This is a genomic window from Micromonospora rosaria, assembly GCF_001567585.1.
Lineage (GTDB): Bacteria > Actinomycetota > Actinomycetes > Mycobacteriales > Micromonosporaceae > Micromonospora > Micromonospora rosaria.
In genome coordinates, this window is the sequence record NZ_LRQV01000016.1 from 1 (window position 1) to 16,786 (window position 16,786).

17 protein-coding genes are annotated in these 16,786 nt (G+C 73.3%); 6 read left to right on the top strand and 11 right to left on the bottom strand.

Translation table 11 applies throughout. The features are described 5' to 3' along the window. Positions 1–146 precede the first annotated feature (146 nt). Entirely contained in the window at positions 147–725 is a 579-nt protein-coding gene (locus AWW66_RS07220) for an LURP-one-related family protein (protein WP_067361583.1), read from the top strand. A gap of 64 nt (positions 726–789) precedes the next feature. On the opposite strand, the gene AWW66_RS07225 is transcribed toward AWW66_RS07220, so the two are convergent. Further along, positions 790–1,377, bottom strand: a complete 588-nt coding sequence (locus tag AWW66_RS07225) for a hypothetical protein (protein WP_157527243.1) — start codon at positions 1,375–1,377, stop codon at positions 790–792. Positions 1,378–1,553: 176 nt separating this feature from the next. On the opposite strand from AWW66_RS07225, the gene AWW66_RS07230 reads away from it, so the two are divergent. Then, on the top strand, positions 1,554–1,985 hold the full coding sequence (locus tag AWW66_RS07230; RefSeq protein WP_169807070.1) for a YbaB/EbfC family nucleoid-associated protein: 432 nt from the start codon (positions 1,554–1,556) through the stop codon (positions 1,983–1,985). 160 nt (positions 1,986–2,145) lie between these two features. Here the strand turns inward: AWW66_RS07230 and AWW66_RS07235 are convergent, their stop codons facing one another. The 9 genes from AWW66_RS07235 to ssd all read right to left on the bottom strand — a co-directional run bounded on the left by AWW66_RS07235 (position 2,146) and on the right by ssd (position 8,512). Next, positions 2,146–2,877, bottom strand: coding sequence for a hypothetical protein (locus tag AWW66_RS07235; protein ID WP_157527245.1), 732 nt, complete (start codon positions 2,875–2,877; stop codon positions 2,146–2,148). 19 nt (positions 2,878–2,896) lie between these two features. Next, positions 2,897–3,208 (bottom strand): hypothetical protein, encoded by a 312-nt coding sequence (locus tag AWW66_RS07240; RefSeq protein WP_067361591.1) that lies wholly within the window; start codon positions 3,206–3,208, stop codon positions 2,897–2,899. A gap of 72 nt (positions 3,209–3,280) precedes the next feature. After that, entirely contained in the window at positions 3,281–3,679 is a 399-nt protein-coding gene (locus AWW66_RS07245) for an Rv3654c family TadE-like protein (protein ID WP_083978299.1), read from the bottom strand. Next, positions 3,676–4,041 (bottom strand): TadE family type IV pilus minor pilin, encoded by a 366-nt coding sequence (locus AWW66_RS07250; protein ID WP_211271860.1) that lies wholly within the window; start codon positions 4,039–4,041, stop codon positions 3,676–3,678. The genes AWW66_RS07245 and AWW66_RS07250 overlap by 4 nt, the downstream gene beginning before the upstream one ends. Continuing rightward, entirely contained in the window at positions 4,041–4,169 is a 129-nt protein-coding gene (locus AWW66_RS32510; protein ID WP_245647993.1) for a DUF4244 domain-containing protein, read from the bottom strand. Before AWW66_RS32510 ends, AWW66_RS07250 begins: the two co-directional genes overlap by 1 nt. A gap of 62 nt (positions 4,170–4,231) precedes the next feature. Beyond that, entirely contained in the window at positions 4,232–5,020 is a 789-nt protein-coding gene (locus AWW66_RS07255) for a type II secretion system F family protein (protein WP_067361595.1), read from the bottom strand. After that, positions 5,020–6,258, bottom strand: coding sequence for a YML083C domain-containing protein (locus AWW66_RS35145; protein ID WP_067361597.1), 1,239 nt, complete (start codon positions 6,256–6,258; stop codon positions 5,020–5,022). The genes AWW66_RS07255 and AWW66_RS35145 overlap by 1 nt, the downstream gene beginning before the upstream one ends. Continuing rightward, positions 6,255–7,460 carry a TadA family conjugal transfer-associated ATPase gene (locus AWW66_RS07265; RefSeq protein WP_067361600.1) on the bottom strand — a complete coding sequence of 402 codons (1,206 nt, stop codon included), beginning with the start codon at positions 7,458–7,460 and terminating at the stop codon, positions 6,255–6,257. The genes AWW66_RS35145 and AWW66_RS07265 overlap by 4 nt, the downstream gene beginning before the upstream one ends. Next, positions 7,460–8,512, bottom strand: coding sequence for a septum site-determining protein Ssd (ssd, locus tag AWW66_RS07270; protein ID WP_211271861.1), 1,053 nt, complete (start codon positions 8,510–8,512; stop codon positions 7,460–7,462). Before ssd ends, AWW66_RS07265 begins: the two co-directional genes overlap by 1 nt. Before the next feature lie 309 nt (positions 8,513–8,821). Between ssd and AWW66_RS34795 the strand changes: the two genes are divergently transcribed. Both AWW66_RS34795 and AWW66_RS07280 read left to right on the top strand, forming a co-directional pair. After that, positions 8,822–9,703 (top strand): VHL beta domain-containing protein, encoded by an 882-nt coding sequence (locus tag AWW66_RS34795; RefSeq protein WP_083978301.1) that lies wholly within the window; start codon positions 8,822–8,824, stop codon positions 9,701–9,703. Between the two features lie 388 nt (positions 9,704–10,091). Continuing rightward, positions 10,092–10,895 (top strand): HAD family hydrolase, encoded by an 804-nt coding sequence (locus AWW66_RS07280; RefSeq protein ID WP_067361604.1) that lies wholly within the window; start codon positions 10,092–10,094, stop codon positions 10,893–10,895. 90 nt (positions 10,896–10,985) lie between these two features. On the opposite strand, the gene AWW66_RS07285 is transcribed toward AWW66_RS07280, so the two are convergent. After that, complete coding sequence (locus AWW66_RS07285) at positions 10,986–11,732, bottom strand: Fic family protein (RefSeq protein WP_067361608.1); 747 nt, start codon at positions 11,730–11,732, stop codon at positions 10,986–10,988. Between the two features lie 221 nt (positions 11,733–11,953). Between AWW66_RS07285 and acs the strand changes: the two genes are divergently transcribed. Continuing rightward, entirely contained in the window at positions 11,954–13,945 is a 1,992-nt protein-coding gene (gene acs / locus AWW66_RS07290; RefSeq protein ID WP_067361612.1) for an acetate--CoA ligase, read from the top strand. Between the two features lie 339 nt (positions 13,946–14,284). Next, positions 14,285–16,723 carry an immune inhibitor A domain-containing protein gene (locus AWW66_RS07295; protein WP_067361614.1) on the top strand — a complete coding sequence of 813 codons (2,439 nt, stop codon included), beginning with the start codon at positions 14,285–14,287 and terminating at the stop codon, positions 16,721–16,723. Positions 16,724–16,786 lie beyond the last annotated feature (63 nt).

Consider the following 16,786-nt stretch of genomic DNA (forward strand, 5'->3'; position numbering starts at 1 on the left):
ACAGCCCCGCCGCCCTGTGCCCCCGCCGCCCTGCCGCCCACGGCCGGCCCGGCGGCCCGGCCCGGCCGACGGGGACCACGGGGGCTGGCGGGCAGTGCGCCCCGACCTGTGCGAGACTCCGGCGCACCATTCCTGAGGAGACGTCGATGCAGCCAGACCCCCTGCAGAGCCTGCACCAGTTCCACATCCGGCAGCGCATCCGGATGATGGTCAACCAGTACGAGGTACACGCCGTGGCCCCGGACGGCAGCGAGGGCGGGCTGCTGGCGTTCGCCCAGCAGAAGCGGCTCGCCTTCAAGGAGCAGGTGACCATCTACACCGACGACTCCAAGCAGCAGCCACTGCTCGGGTTCAAGGCGCGGCAGCGGCTCGACCTCGCCGCCACGTACGACGTCACCGACGCCGCCGGCAACCCGATCGGCCTGTTCCGCAAGGACTTCGCCCAGTCGCTGCTGCGGTCGACCTGGCACCTGGAGCAGCCCGGCCTGCCGGCGGTCAGCGGCCAGGAGCGGAGCATGCCGGTGGCGGTGCTGCGGCGGTTCGTCGACTCGCTGTCCTGGCTGCCGTACCACTTCGACTTCGTCGCCGGGGGCCAGCCGGTCTTCTCGGTGGTCAAGAAGTGGGGGCTGCGCGACCGGTACGTGGTGGAGATCCAGCACCCGCAGGTCGACCGGCGGATGGTGATCGCCATGGCGATCGCGCTGGACGCCCTCCAGGGACGCTGACCGGCCCGGCCTGGCCCGCCGCCGGCCCGGCTCCGGCCGGTGGCGGGTCACCGGGGGTGGCGGGTCACCGGGGGGTGGCCTGCCGCCATCCGCTCGACCGGGCCGCCACCCGCTCCGCCTCGGCGCTGTCCCGGACGACGCCGAGCCAGCGCCACGAGGGGTCGTCGGGCACCGAACCGTCCTCGATCATCCGGGCGAGCGGGGGCAGGCCGGTGGGCTCCACGTGGGCCCGCAACCGGGCCCCGACCACCCCACCCCGACCCTTGGCGTCGGGAAAGACCCGCAGGTCGGCCACGTCCGACCAGGGCAACAGCCGGCCTGCCGGACCGCCGTGGGGCAGCCCGACGCCGTGCGGACAGAGCCGGGCGGCCGACCCGGCCGCCGGGCCACCGGCGGACCGCAGCCCGCCCCGGGCCACGCCACGCGACCCGCGCCGGGTCAGCGCCGGCAGCAGCAGCACCGCGACGATGACCACGGGCCAGAGCACGGCGACCACCTTCCCGGCCGTGCCCAGCTCCCGGAAGCCGCCCCACAGCGTGGGCGCCCACAGGGCGGCCACGCCGACCACGAAGGCCAGCAGCACCAGCAGCCACCACGGTTTTCTCGGGTCGCGGTACTCGCGCAGTCCGATCACTTCGTCACAGTCGTGCATGGGCCCGCCTCCGATCCGCAGCCGACGGTAACCGATGCCCGCCCACGATGGGGACCACCCACGGTTCCCTTCCATGGGAAACCCAGCATGGACGGCCGGTGGTGACGACCCGGTACATTGGCGCGGACTCGATGACGGGCGGTCCCGGACCGTCCACACGCGGCGGGGGATGTGACTTGTACCCGGACAGCTCTCACGAACTCGACCGAGCGTTGCGGATCTCGGCGGATCTCCAGCGCAAGGCGGAGGATTTCCAGTCCCGCCTGGCCGACGTGACCGGCCAGGGTGGCGACGACAGTGGCCTGGTCCAGTTGACCGTCGGCCTCGGCGGGGCGTTGACCGACGTCTACGTCGACCCCCGGGCGATGCGCTTCGCCTCGCAGGACCTGGCGGACGCCTTCCGGCAGGCCCACCAGGTGGCGACGCAGAACCTCCAGGAGCGGATGGCGCAGGCGCAGCGCGAGGCGTTCGGTGACGAACTGCTCACCGGGCTGCTCGACGGCAGCCGGACGCCCGACTCGGTGTTCGGGGAGATGCGGCGGACCGCCGAGACCGGCATCGACGGCTCCCTGGACGAGATCGAGCGGCTGCGCCGACGCCTCGGCTGATCCCTCGGCAGTCGCCACATCTCGACAGCGGCTGACCCCCGGCCCTTGCCGATTGTCGACGGCCGCTGAAGCTCGGCGTCGACGGCCGCTGAAACTCGGCGGCTGCTGGTTGTCGGCGGCGGACGGTGGAGCCGGGCGGGTCGCCCGGCTCCACCGCACGTCAGTTGCCGGGCTCGTCGGGCGCGTTGGCCTCGTCGTAGCTGACCGGCTCCTCCTTCTTTGGGGAGATGAACTGGTTGGGCGCGCTCCAGGTGATCTCCACCTGCTCCAGTTTCGCGCTCTTGTCGTCGATGTTGAGCACCATCGGACCGCCCACCATGCCGAGCAGCGCGGCGCCCGCGAAGGTGCCGAACGCCGCGTTCGCGGTGGCCAGCTTGGTCAGCCACGTCTGGAGCACGGTGGCCAGCCCGTTCACGATGCTCTCGGCAGAGATCCGGATGGCGGGGCCGGCCGGCGTGAACTGCGCGGCGAGCACCATGACGGCGAGCGCCAGGGTGAGCGCGGCGACCACGGCGGCGTACGCCCAGAACAAGGCGTACGCGCCGGCCACCGCGACCATGCCCCCGCCGACCAGCCCGGCGCTGGCCTGCACGTTGGCGAGTTCCTTGCCGATCTCCTTGAGCTTGTTCTCCAGGGCGTCGAAGTCGTCGGCCGTCCAGCCCTCCTTGGCCTTGTCCATCGCGTCGTCCAGCTTGGCCTGGATCTGCGACAACTCGGTGCCCACCTCGGTCGACCAGGTCACCCCGGCCCGGAACATCGCCGGTACGTCGGCGACCGCCACGCTGAGGATGAGCGCCAGGCGGATGCCGTTGACCAGGGTGAAGGAGGCGGCCCGCGCCTCGCCGACGGCCAGCGTCATGGCGGCGACGGCCGCCGGGTTCGGTGAAGTCATCTGTCGGTCCCCCGGTCCGTCACGTGTCGCCGTAGCGGACGGTGTTGTTGAGTTCGGCCTCCTGCCACGCGGGCGCGACCCGGGTCCGCAGGATGACCGCCACGTCGGTCATGGTCTCGGAGTACGTGTCGAGGAAGCCCGTGAAGTCGTCGATGATCCCGTTGTAGGCGATCTGGAGGGGGATCCCCGCCAGCCCGAAGCCGGGAAAACCGTCGACCCGGCACTCCTCGATCTTCCGCTTCGCCGTGGTGACCTGTTCTTTGACGTCCTTGTCGAGGTCACCGGCCAGCCCGGTGATCGCCTCGGATGTGACGTGTCGCTGGATACCCACGCCTTGTCGTCCTCCCCGCAGTTCGATGACGATGACCGAGGTGAGCGTAGCGACCGCCCGCCCCGCCGGCGGTCAGGAGCGCACCGGCCCGGCGCGGGCGGTCACCACGGCGATCCGGGTCAGGCCGGGCAACGGGCTGACGCCCACCTGCACGGTCACCTGGACGTCCAGCCCGTCGACCCGGCAGGCGGTCAGCCGTCCGCCGTTCGCGGCGGCGACGCTCTCGGCCCACCGGCACGCGTCCGAGGGGCCCTGGGCCACGGCACCGGCACCCGCCAGCGCACCGAAGTCCGCCGCCACGCCGGCCCGCTGCCGGGCCACCCCGGCCGCACCGACGGCCGCACCGAACGTTCCGAACAGGACGAACACCAGCCCCACCGCCAGCAGGCAGACGCTGGCACCACCCCGTTCACCACAGCAGGCCAGCGCGGTGACCGGCCCGGTGGGGGCGGGCCCAGGGGCCCCGGTCACGGGCCGGCCTCCGGTACGCCCGGTTCCACCGCAGCGACCACGGTGGCCGTCACAGTGAGCCGGGGCAGCCGGGCGCCGAGCGTCCGTACCGGCGCGCGTACCGTCGCGGTGACCTGATCGCCCTCGACGCTGACGGCGATGTCGGCGTCGACGGGTGCGGTCCGGGCACCGGCCTGCGGCCCGTCCGCGCCCCGGGAGGCGGCCAGCGCCGCCTCCCGGGCCGCGCCGAGGCTGGCCGCCTTCGTGGTCACCGCGTCGACGGCGGTGAGCCCAGCCAGGAGCAGCAGCAGGAGCGCCGGCAGGCCGGCCGCCAGTTCGGCGGTGAACGAGCCCCGGTCGTCCCCGGCCAACCGGCGCCGGATCACTGCAGGGCCCGGTCGATCACCCCGGTCAGCGCGGTCTGCACGCTGTCGGAGGTGAGCACCTTGAGCAGGAGCCCGGCGAAGGCCACGGCGGCCAGCGTGCCCACCGCGTACTCGGCGGTGTTCATCCCAGCGTCGCCGCGCAGGCGGGTGAAGAGCTTGCGCACGTCTTTCCCCTCTCGAAACGGTTTCAGAGCACGTCGCCGAGAACGGCGACGATCACCGGCACCAGACCGGCGAGAATGAAGGCCGGCAGGAAGCACAGCCCCAGCGGCAGCACGATCAGGACCCCCGCCCGGCGGGCCGACTCCTCCATGGCGGTGGACCGGTCGGCGCGCAGGTCGTCGGCGAGCCGGGTCAACGCACCGGTCAGGGCCGCGCCGCTGCTCGACGAGCGCAGGGCCGCCGACACCAGCCGGTCCGCCCCGGACACCGGGGTCAGGTATGCCCAGGCCTCGTCGGGCTCGCCACCGAGGGTCAGCGTCCGGCCGACCCGGCCGAGCCGGTCACCGAGCGGGCCGCCGAGCGCCTCGGCGACGGCCAGGACGGACCGGTCGACCGGTGCGCCCGCCCGCATCGCCGCCGCCAGCAGATCCGCCGCGAGGGGCAGGTCGGCGACTTCGCGAAGCCGCCGTTCGCGGGCGGCCGGCGTCTCGATCCGGCGGAGCAGCCGGTCGAGCAGTACCGCCGTGGGCAGCGCGCCGACCGGCCCGAGCCAGCCGCCGACGAGCACCGCCACGGCCAGCCCGCCGAGGCCCGCCGCCAGACGGATCCGGTCGGGTGGCCAGTGGACGGCACGGGTACCGCCGTCCGGGGCGATGTCAGGCGGCTCCGGGCGGCCCGGTTGCGGCACCGGGCTGCCGGCCGGCGGGTGTCGGAGACGCCGCAGGCGGCGCAGCGGACGCCGCGAGACGCCGACCGCCGCCACGAGTCCGGCCAGCACGGCGAGACCGCCGACGAGCAGCGTCGCCCGGGACATCACGCGGCCCGGCCCGGCATCGCGGTGAGCTTGTCCGCCCAGATCAGCCCGATGGCCTGGAGGGCGACGGTAAGGAGGGTGCAGGCGGCGCCGACCGGGGTGTGCAGCAGGATCGCGACCGGGTCGACGCCGATCCCGTACCCCAGCCCGATCCCGCCGAGCGGTAGCGCGGCGAGCAGCCACGCGGTGGCCCGGGCGCCGGCCGCCTGCGCCGCCGCAGCGGCCAGCCCCCGGTCGCCGAGCCGGGTGTCCGCCTCGATGCGTTCCAGCAACTCGGCCAGGGGCGCGCCGGTCCGTTCGGCGAGGTGCACGGCGGCGGTGGTCAACCGGTCCACCCGGTCGGCGTCGCCGCCCGCGGCCCCAGTGGCATCGGGCAGCGAGGCCACCGGTGCCGGGAGGCCGGCCCGCAGGTCCGCCGCGAGGCCGCAGAGCTGGTCCAGCCGACGCCGGCGGGCCCGATCGGCCTGCCGGGCGGCCCGCCGTCGCACCAGGGCACGGGCCCCCAGCAAGCCGTACCCGGCGAGGGCCACCGCCGCGACGGGACCGGCCAGCGCACCGCCGACCACCGCACCGGTGAGCCCGGTCAGCAGCAGCGTCCGCCTCGGTGAGCCGGCGAGCGTGGCGCCCCACCGACCCGCCCACGCCGCCCAGCCGGTGCCGCTGGACGGCTGCGGCTGGCCCGACCGGCTGTCCGCCCTCGCCCGCCCGGCACCGGCGGGCCACTGAGGGCGACCCGTCGGGGGCGCTCCGATCGGCACGTCGTCGCCAGGCGGCCGGCGCCCGGCGACGTTGCCCGGCTCCGCTGCCGACGGACCGCCCCGGAGCAGACCGACCACCGGCGGTCGACCGTCGGTACGCGGACGACGCGGGTCGTGCCGACCGGGTGGCCGGACCGGCCCGGCACCGCCATGCGGCCGAGCCGGCCCGGCGGCAGCGGTCGACCGGGCGGACGCGGGAGTACCGGTGACTCCAGCGGGGTCCGGCCGGGCCGGGGCGGGAGGATCGAGGTGGGTGTCGGGGATCCGACGCAGCTCGGCGACCCAGTTCACGAGTGGATCGGGGACGTTGTCCCGGCGGGCCCACCGGACCAGGCGGCCCACCCGACGCGCCGCCGGACGACGGGCCGGGTCGACCGACGGGTGGCCGGCGCGGCGGCCGGACCAGGCCAGGCGTACGGGCCACGTCAGCAGGACGGCCGCCAGGACGGTACCGGCGACGAGCCAGACCGGAATGGTCATGCGGCACCCGACCGACCCGCCGGACCCAGCGCCGGGGGCACCGGCACCTCGCGGGCCCGTAGCAACGCGGCCAGGGTGCCGGCGGCCGGACCGGGGCCCTGCCCTCGGGTCCACGCCGGAACGGCGACGACCAGCCGGTCCGGCCCCTGCGGCAGCAGCAGGCAGACCGACTCCAGCAGCCGCCCTCGGGCGCCGCGACGGACCTGGAGCAGCACCTGCAACGCGGCGGCCACCTGGGCGTGCAGCGCCGCCCGGGGCAGCCCGCCCAGCAGCCCGAGCGCCTCCAGCCGGGCCGGCACGTCGGCCGGCGCGTTGGCGTGCAGGGTGCCCGCGCCGCCGTCGTGGCCGGTGTTCAGAGCGGCGAGCAGGTCGACCACCTCGGCACCCCGGCACTCCCCCACCACGAGCCGGTCCGGTCGCATCCGCAGGGCCTGCCGGACCAGGTCGTTGAGCCCGACCGCGCCGGAGCCCTCCACGTTGGAGGTGCGCGCCTGGAGCCCCACCACGTGCGGGTGCACCGGGTACAGCTCCGCCGCGTCCTCCACCAGCACGATCCGCTCGGTCGGCGGCACCAGGCCGAGCAGGGTGTTGAGCAAGGTCGTCTTGCCCGAACCGGTGCCACCGGTGACCAGGTAGGCGAGTCGGGCGGCCACCACGGCGGCGAGCACCGGCCCCACCGGGGCGGGGACCGTCCCCTGCCGGACCAACTCGTCGAGGGTGAACGGCCGTTGCCGGAAGGTCCGCAGCGACAGGTACGGTCCGTCGGTCGCCACCGGCGGCAGGACCGCGTGCAGCCGGGTGCCGTCGGGCAGCCGGGCGTCCGCGTACGGGACGCCGTCGTCCAGCCGCCGGCCCGCGCCGGCCGCGAGCCGCTGCGCCAGCCGGCGTACGTCGTCGACGGTGCCCATCGGCACGGCCACCTGGTGCAGGCCCCGGCCCCGGTCGACCCACACCCGGGTTCCGTTGACGAGTACGTCGGTGACCTCGGCGTCGAGGAGCAGCGGAGCGAGCGGGCCGGCGCCCACCAGGTCGTCGTGCACCCGGTCGGCCATCCGGAGCACCGCCGTGTCGCCGAGGACGGCGGCGGTGGGCTCGGCGCGTACCGCGGAGACGATCGCGGCGGCGGTGACCGGGGTGGCCTCGGCGGCGAACCGTTGCCGGACCCGCGCGGAGAGCGCCCGGGGGTCGGCCGGGCCGCTCATCAGGCCGCCCCCGTCGCCGGTCGGCCGGTCACCTCGGTGACGAGACGCTGGCAGAGCACGGCGAGCGGGCCCCGCCCGGCGGCAGCCGGCGCCTCACCCCGTTCCAGGCCCCGGCAGAGGGCCGGCTCGGGGCGCAGCGTGCCGGCCAGCGGCAGGCCCAGTACCCGGGCGATCTCGGCGGCCTTGAGCCGCCCCGGCGCGGGCCCCCGCACGATCACCGACAGGTGCGCGCAGTGCGGGGCCGCGACGGCGACCACCCGGGCCGCCGCCGCGGTGGCCCGCAGCTCGGCCGGGACGACCAGGTACGCCTGGTCGGCGGCCTGGAGGGCGATCACGGCGGCGTCGTCGAACTGGCGGGGCAGGTCGACGACGACGAAGTCCCGCCCCCGGCGGGCGGCGTCCAGCGCGGCTGCCATCGCCGGCGCGGGCAGGTTGAGCAGCTCGCCCCGGTCCCAGGAGAGCACCACCAAGTCCCCGCGACTGGGCAGGGCACCCACCAGCGCCGGTGGGTCGACCCGGCCGTCGGCGTCACTGAGCGCCGGCCAGCGCAGCCCTTCCAGTTGCTCCCAGCCGAGCACCAGGTCCAGCCCGCCGCCGAGCGGATCGGCGTCGACGAGGAGGGTGCGCTGCCGGGCGCGGGCGGCGGTGACCGCCAGGCCACCGGCGAGCACGCTGGCCCCGGCGCCGCCGCGCCCGCCGAGTACGGCGACCATCCGGGCGGCCCCGGTGGGCTGGCCCGGGGCGGACTCGGCGAGCCGGTCGACCAGCCACGGCTCGGCGGCGGGCAGGGTGGCGACGTGTTCGGCCCCGACGAGTTCGGCGACCTCCCAGCCCGGATCCAGCTCCCCGGTCCGGCCGACCAGCACCAGCCGGGGCCGGCGCGGCAGCCGGGCCCGCAGGCAGGAGTGCGCCTGGTCGCTGCCGACCAGCACCAGGGGCGCCGGCAGCCAACGGGCCCGCGCGGCGGCCGGGTCCGCGGCCACGTCGACCTCGGTCCCCCCGGCGGCGGCGAGGCGGAGCAGGTCGTCGAGCAGGTCCTCGTCGGCGGTCACCACCAACGGCCGTCGTGGGGTCGGTGTGACGGAGGTACGGGGCGGCATCGCGGCCTCCAGGGGTACGGCTGGCAGAGGGCCCACCCTCCCGCCGGACCCGGACACTCCGCCGCCCCGCAGCCGTCGCCTGTGGATAACTCAGTCGCCTGTGGATGAACCCCGCAGCAGCAGTGGATCTGGTATGCCAGCGAGGGATTGCATAGGATCCCCGGGCCGGGTCCGCCGAAGCCCCTGCTTCCGGCCGGACGGTTCAGCCATCCTTGCCGACCTGCCACGACAGGTCGCACCGCTCACTCGGGATCGGGGTTCATGGCGCACGTACCGGATGAGGCACACGGCGTTCCGCAGCCAGCACCCGACGCTCGCACTCCCGGGATCGACCCCGCCGTCCAACCGGCGACACTGCCCGGCAACGGCAACGGCAACGGTGCCGGCGAGGGCGACCGGTGGACGTCCGGCGCGACGGTGGACCAACCGGCCCCGGCCACCGAACGGGGCGGCCTGGACCTGGTACCCGCCCTGGTGGCGGTCGGCCTGCTCGCGGCGCTGGCGATCGGGGTGCTGCCGTTCGTCACCGGCCCGAAGCAGTCGGACTTCCAGCCGCTGGCCGACCCGCCGATCGCCATCGTCGGCGCGGACAGCGTCGAGCCCACATCGGCACCCACGTACCCGCCGGGTCCGGCGTCCGCGTCCGGTCGGGCGACCCCGGACCCGAGCCGGTCCGTGCCCCCGGCCGACCGGTCCGCGTCACCCGCGCCGTCCGGGTCGGCTCCCGCTCCCTCGACCCGGTCGGCGTCCGCCGCACCGACCGCGTCACCGCAGCAGCCGCCGCTCGACCCGCCCCCGACCGGGCCCGGCGCGCAGTCCTCGCCCACCCCGTCACGGCAGGCGACCACCCCGCCGCCGATCCCGGAACTCGCCGCCCTGCCGCCGCACCGGGAGGTGTTGCTCCGGTCGGTCGACGGCGGCACGGAGGCGTACGTCGAGTTCGTGAACGCCCGGTCGGAGCCGGTGGTGATCCACTGGCTGGACCACCGGGGCCACCGCCAGCGGTACCGGACCCTGGATCCGGGGCAGCGGTACCGGCAACGCACCCACGTCGGCCACCCGTGGCTGGTCACCACCGCCCGTGGCTGGGGGCTGGCCTGTTTCCAGCCGCAGGCCGGGACGGCCACCGCCGTCGTCCGGTGAGTCGGACCACGAACTGCGCGGTGGGCCGGCCGACGGGGAGCGCTCCCCCGGGCAAAGGGACGACCCCCGTCGGGGGGAGACGGGGGTCGTCGGGTGGTTCGGCTCCGGGGGGGTTGAGCCGAACCCACTCAGCGGTTACGGGGGGTGCAACCGCCGAGGGTCTGATTCCGAAGCGGAAAGTCTAGAAACTTGCTTTGAGGACTAGCATGCCTGAGCACACAGGCGCACGTCGAGTGGTGTTACCTCCACTCCCTGCAAATTCCCGCTCGCAGAGTGTGACGACTATCACTGGTATGCGTGATATTGTGGGCCCTTCCCCGCAGATTGGCGTAACCATCGGGCCCCGGGCACCCGCCGACCATAGACCATCGGGCTAGACTTTCGCGCCGTGGGCCGAAGTGCCGCTTTCTTCGATCTGGACAAGACCGTCATCGCCAAGTCGAGCGCCCTGGCGTTCGGTCGGCCGTTCTATCGGGACGGGCTGATCACCCGGCGTGACGTGGTCAAGTCTGCGTACGCGCAGTTGATGTTCCGGCTGGGCGGGACAGACGAGCAGACCATGGCGCGCACCCGGGACTACCTGGCCACCCTCTGCAAGGGCTGGCAGGTGGAACAAGTCCGCCAGATCGTCGCGGAGACGCTGCACGAGCTGATCAACCCCTACGTGTACGCCGAGGCCGCCGTGCTGATCGAGGAGCACCGGGCGGCCGGGCGGGACGTGGTGCTGGTCTCCGCCTCCGGCGAGGAGATGGTCCGGCCGATCGGCGAACTGCTCGGCATCACCGACGTGATCGCCACCCGGATGGCGGTCGAGGACGGCCGGTACAGCGGCGAGGTCGAGTTCTACGCGGCCGGCCCGAGCAAGGTCGACGGGGTCCGTGAGCTGGCCACCGAGCGCGGGTACGACCTCGCCGACTCGTACGCCTACTCCGACTCGTACAGCGACCGGCCGCTGCTGGAGTGCGTCGGCCACCCGACCGTGGTCAACCCGGACCGGGCGCTGCGCAAGCTGGCCACCGAGAACGCCTGGCCGGTGCTGGAGTTCCGCAACCCGGTCCCGCTCGGCCGGCGGCTGCGGGAACGGCCCGCCGTGCCGGTCGCCGCCGCCGCGCTCGGCGTCGGGGTGGGCGTGGCCATCGGGATCGCCTGGTACGGCCGGCACCGCCGCACCCGGGTCGCGGCCGGCACCTGAGGCACTGACGGGGCGGACCGCAGCCAGGCGCGCCCGCGTGATCCCGCCGGCGGACGAACGCGGGCCGGGACCGGTCGGCGGCAGGGGCGGTCAGGTGGCGGCGAGGATCTCGTCGCCGATCGCGGTGAGCTGGTCGACCCCGATCTCGACGGCCGTCGCGTAGTGCCGCAGCCAGGAGCGCAGCCCGTCCGGGGTGCCGGTGGCGAAGGCGCCGGCCGCGCCGAGGTACTCCGGTTCCCGCTCGTGGTGGCCGACGTCGACGGCGAGCAGGCCGCGCGGGTCGAAGCCGGTGGACATCAGCACCAGCCGGGCGGCGCCCCGCGCCACCACCGGGGAGGGCCCGGCGAACGGTCGCAGCGCCAGCAGCTCGCCGTGCACCACGGCGGCCAGGACCAGCGGGGAGACCGTCGTCCCGCCCGCGACCAGGCCGGCCAGCGCGTCCAGGCGCGCGCCGACCACCGGATCGGCGACCGGCCGCCCCAGCTCCCCCTCGGGTACGACCTCGCGGGCGGCGAGCACGTGCAGCCGGGCCAGCACCTGTCGGGGCGCCTTCGACCAGAGTTCGGTCAGGCCGGGCAGCGCTCCGGCCACCCGCAGCGCCCCCTGGAGCACCGGGTCGGTGATCGTGCCGGCCCGGACCGTCTCCCGGTCGTGGGCGTACCCCTGCAGGGCGGTGCTGGCGACGGCGGACCGCAGGCTGACCTCGGCCGCGACCTGGCCGCCGTGCCGGCGCAACGCGCGGTGCCGCAGCGCCTGGTCGAACCGCTCGCGGGCCCGGTCGACGGCGGGTGCGATGTCGGCGAGCGCGAGCAGTGGGGCGAGCGGGTCGGCGGTCACCCCGCCACGCTAGCGAATCCCCGGCGACCGCCCCCACCTCCGGCGGTGAGAAGGGGACCCTTCTCTACCGTATGCGTTAACAGGGGGCCCTTCCTTACAGCTCGGCGCGTGGGGTCGGCCGCTGGGCGCGGTCCGGGACGCACCGGTCGCCTGGGCGGGGCCGCCCGGCTAACCTCAGCGTCAGTGAGACCCAGGTCACGTAAGCGAAGAAGGAGCATGGCATGAGTGGTGAGGCACTGGCCAACCTGCTGAACGAGACGAGGCAGTTTCCGCCGCCGGCCGAACTCGCCGCGAACGCCAACGTGACCGCCGAGGCGTACGAGGAGGCGACGGCGGACCGGCTGGGTTTCTGGGCGCGGCAGGCCGAGCGGCTGGCCTGGAACACGCCCTGGGAGCAGGTGCTGGACTGGTCGAACCCGCCGTTCGCGAAGTGGTTCGTCGGCGGTCGACTGAATGTGGCGTACAACTGCCTGGACCGGCACGTCGAGGCGGGCCGGGGTGACAAGGTGGCGATCCACTGGGAGGGCGAGCCGGGGGACACCCGCACGGTCACCTACGCCGACCTGCACAAGCTCACCTGCCAGGCGGCGAACGCGCTGACCGACCTCGGGGTGGGCGCGGGCGACCGGGTGGCGATCTACCTGCCGATGGTGCCGGAGGCGGCGGTCGCGATGCTGGCCTGCGCCCGGATCGGCGCCACGCACAGCGTGGTCTTCGGCGGGTTCTCGGCCGACTCGCTGAGCAACCGGATCCAGGACGCCAGCGCCAAGGTCGTGATCACGGCGGACGGCGGCTACCGGCGGGGCAAGCCGTCGGCGCTGAAGCCGACCGTGGACGAGGCGGTGGCGAACTGCCCGTCGGTGGAGCACGTGCTGGTGCTGCGCCGCACCGGCGAGGAGGTGGCCTGGACGGCGAAGGACCACTGGTGGCACGAGACGGTGGAGACCGCGTCGACCGAGCACACCGCGCAGCCGTTCGACGCCGAGCACCCGCTGTTCATCCTGTACACCAGCGGCACCACCGCCCGGCCCAAGGGCATCCTGCACACCACCGGGGGCTACCTCACCCAGGCGTCGTACACCACGCACGCGGTCTTCGACCTCAAGCCGGAGACCGACGTGTACTGGTGCACCGCCGACATCGGCTGGGTCACCGGGCACTCCTACATCGTGTACGGCCCGCTGGCCAACGGCGCGACCCAGGTGATGTACGAGGGCACCCCGGACACCCCGCACAAGGGTCGGTTCTGGGAGATCGTCGACAGGTACCGGGTGAGCATCCTGTACACCGCCCCGACGCTGATCCGGACCATGATGAAGTGGGGCGACGAGATCCCCGCCGGGTACGACCTCTCCTCGCTGCGCCTGCTCGGCAGCGTCGGTGAGCCGATCAACCCCGAGGCGTGGATGTGGTATCGGCAGCACGTCGGCCGGGGCGAGCTGCCGATCGTGGACACCTGGTGGCAGACCGAGACCGGGGCGATGATGATCACGCCGTTGCCGGGGGTGACCGCCACGAAGCCGGGCAGCGCGATGTCCCCGCTGCCCGGGGTGGTCGCCGACGTGGTGGACGACCAGGGCGGGTCGGTGCCCAACGGCGGTGGCGGCTACCTGGTGCTGCGTGACCCGTGGCCGTCGATGCTGCGCACCATCTGGGGCGACGACGACCGGTTCATCGACACGTACTGGTCCCGGTTCGGGGCCGGGGCGGGCAGCGGCGACGAGTGGATCTACTTCGCCGGGGACGGCGCGAAGAAGGACGACGACGGCCACATCTGGCTGCTCGGCCGGGTGGACGACGTGATGCTGGTCTCCGGGCACAACATCTCCACCACCGAGGTGGAGTCGGCCCTGGTCAGCCACCCGTCGGTGGCCGAGGCGGCGGTGGTCGGCGCGACCGACCCGACGACCGGCCAGGCGATCGTCGCGTTCGCCATCCCGCGCGGCAACGCCGACGCCGAGGGCGAGGCGGGCGAGCGGCTCATCGCCGACCTGCGCACGCACGTGGCGAAGACGCTCGGCCCGATCGCCAAGCCCCGGCAGATCATGCTGGTGCCGGAGTTGCCGAAGACCCGGTCCGGGAAGATCATGCGCCGGCTGCTGCGGGACGTCGCGGAGAACCGGTCGCTCGGCGACGTCACCACGTTGCAGGACTCCTCGGTGATGGAGCTGATCTCCTCGGGGATGCAGGGCGGCAAGTCCGACGAGGACTGACGAACGGAAGAATCCCGGTCGTACCGGTAAATGAGTGGCGGTCCGCGCACGGGCCGCCACTCACCGTTTTTGGGTGAATACGCAAATCCCAGCAATGGGAAGCACAGAGTCGGGAGGGCGACACAGAACGTCATTCCGGCCTGCTGCCTGGGGTGATGTGACGGACATCGACGAGGCCCACAAAATCTTGCAACAAATCGACGTGTCCGTCTTCCCACCCGTCCCACCAGTGTCTATGTTCACCATGTGTCCCACGAGTGGGATCAATTTCCGCCGGCTCGTACAACCCCCGTAGGGCCGGTTCCCTCACACCGGAGGTACCACGTGCGCAAAGTCGCAGTGGGTCTGCTCGGGCTCTCGCTGACAGCGACGGGACTGGTCGCGGCCTCGTCCGCCAGCGCCGCGCCCCAGCCGGACTCGCCGGTGGCCGCCCCGTCGGCCGCTGAGTCCGCTCACGCCGAGCACGACCTGCCCAACCCGCTGGAGGACAAGCGGCGCGCCCTTCGCCAGAAGGGGCTCAGCGACGTCCTCTCCGGCCGGCTCGAGACCCAGCGGATCAACGGCAGCACCGTCGTGAAGGTCGGCGAGGCCGCCGGCAGCCCGACCGGGGCCGCGACCGCCCGGTCCGCCCGGGCGGGTGCCGGCAAGCAGAAGGACCAGTACGTCGAACTGTCCCGCGAGCAGACCGACCAGATCTTCGTGATCCTGGCCGAGTTCGGCAACGACCGGCACCCGGACTACCCGGACAAGGACACCAACCCGGGCATCCCGGGGCCGACCAAGTTCGACGGGCCGCTGCACAACGAGATCCCGGAGCCGAACCGCGCGGTGGACAACTCCACCGTCTGGCAGCCGGACTACAGCCGTGAGTACTTCGAGAAGCTCTACTTCGGCACCGGACGCGGCGACGAGTCGGTCAAGCAGTACTACGAGGCCCAGTCGTCGGGTCGCTACAGCGTCGACGGCACGGTCACCAACTGGGTCAAGGTCAAGTACAACGAGGCCCGCTACGGCCGGTCCAGCGACCCGAAGGGCGACGACGACCCGACCGGCGATCCCGCCGTCTGCTCCGACAACGTCTGCGACAACGTCTGGGACCTGGTCCGCGACGCGGCCAACCAGTGGGTCGTCGACCAGAAGGCCCAGGGCCGGACCGACGCGCAGATCGCCGCGGACGTCAAGGCGATGGACAGGTGGGACCGGTACGACCACGACGGCGACGGTGACTTCAACGAGCCGGACGGGTACATCGACCACTTCCAGATCGTGCACGCCGGTGGCGACATGGCCGACGGCGACCCGATCCAGGGTGAGGACGCCATCTGGAGCCACCGGTGGTACGCCTACAACACGCAGATCGGCCAGACCGGCCCGCCGAACTTCCCGGCCGGTGGCACGCAGATCGGCAACACCGGCGTCTGGATCGGTGACTACACCATCCAGCCGGAGAACGGTGGCCGCAGCGTCTTCTACCACGAGTACGCGCACGACCTCGGCCTGCCGGACGACTACAACATCCTCAGTGGCGGGGACAACAACAACGAGCACTGGACCCTGATGGCCCAGAGCCGCCTCGGTGGCAAGAACGACGGCGGCATCGGTGAGCGCGGCGGCGACCTCGGCGCCTGGAACAAGCTCCAGCTCGGGTGGCTCGACTACGAGGTGGTCGTCGCCGGCCAGAAGAAGACCCTCAACCTCGGCCCACAGGAGTACAACTCCGACAAGCCGCAGGCTGCCGTGGTCGTCCTGCCGCAGCGGGAGTACACCTTCGACAACGGCGCGCCGTTCGAGGGGACCAAGCAGTTCTTCTCGGGCAACGACGACGACCTCAACAACACGCTCACCAAGACGGTCGATCTGACCGGCAAGTCGTCGGCGGCGCTGACCCTCAAGGGCCGCTACGACATCGAGGAGAACTACGACTACCTCTTCTTCGAGGCGTCGGTGGACGGCGGCACGACCTGGACCTCCCTGGCCGGCACGGTCAACGGGGCGCCCATCCCGCCGATCTCCAACTCGGACCCGCGGCCGGCCCTGGACGGCAGCAGCGGCGGCGAGTGGGTCGACATCAACCTCCCGCTGGACTTCGCCGCCGGCAAGGTGACGCAGGTCCGGCTCCGGTACCAGACCGACGGCGGGGTCTCCACCGGTGGCTTCTTCGGTGACGCCCTCACGGTGGTCGCCGACGGGGCGACCGTCTCCGTCGACGGCGGCGAGAGCGGCCCGGGTGACTGGACCCTGCGCGGGTGGAGCATCGTCGAGGAGACGTACACCCGGCTCTTCGACAACTACTACATCGCGGGGCACCGGTCGTACGTCTCGTACGACAAGTACCTCAAGACCGGCCCGTACTTCTTCGGGTACGCGAACACCAAGCCCGACTACGTGGACCACTACGCGTACCAGGAGGGCCTGCTGATCTCGTACTGGAACACCCGCTGGGCGGACAACGACACCTTCGCCCACCCGGGTGAGGGCCGGAACCTGATCATCGACTCCCGGCCCCAGCCGATCTACAACCTGACCGGCCAGCCCTGGCGGTCCCGGATCCAGGTGTACGACGCCCCGTTCAGCCTGCGCAAGGCGGACTCGTTCACCCTGCACCTGAACAGCCAGCCGCAGTACATCCGTGGCCAGGCGGCCCAGCCGCTGTTCGACGACACCAAGAAGTACTGGTACGCGGAGCTGCCGAACCACGGCGTCAAGCTCCCCGCCACCGGTACCAAGATCCGGGTCGTCGAGGAGAACGGTACCTCCCTGAAGGTCCGCTTCTCCTGAGTCACTGATCAGTCGCACGACCAGTGCTGCCCGGGCGGGTCACCCGCCCGGGCAGCGCCCGTC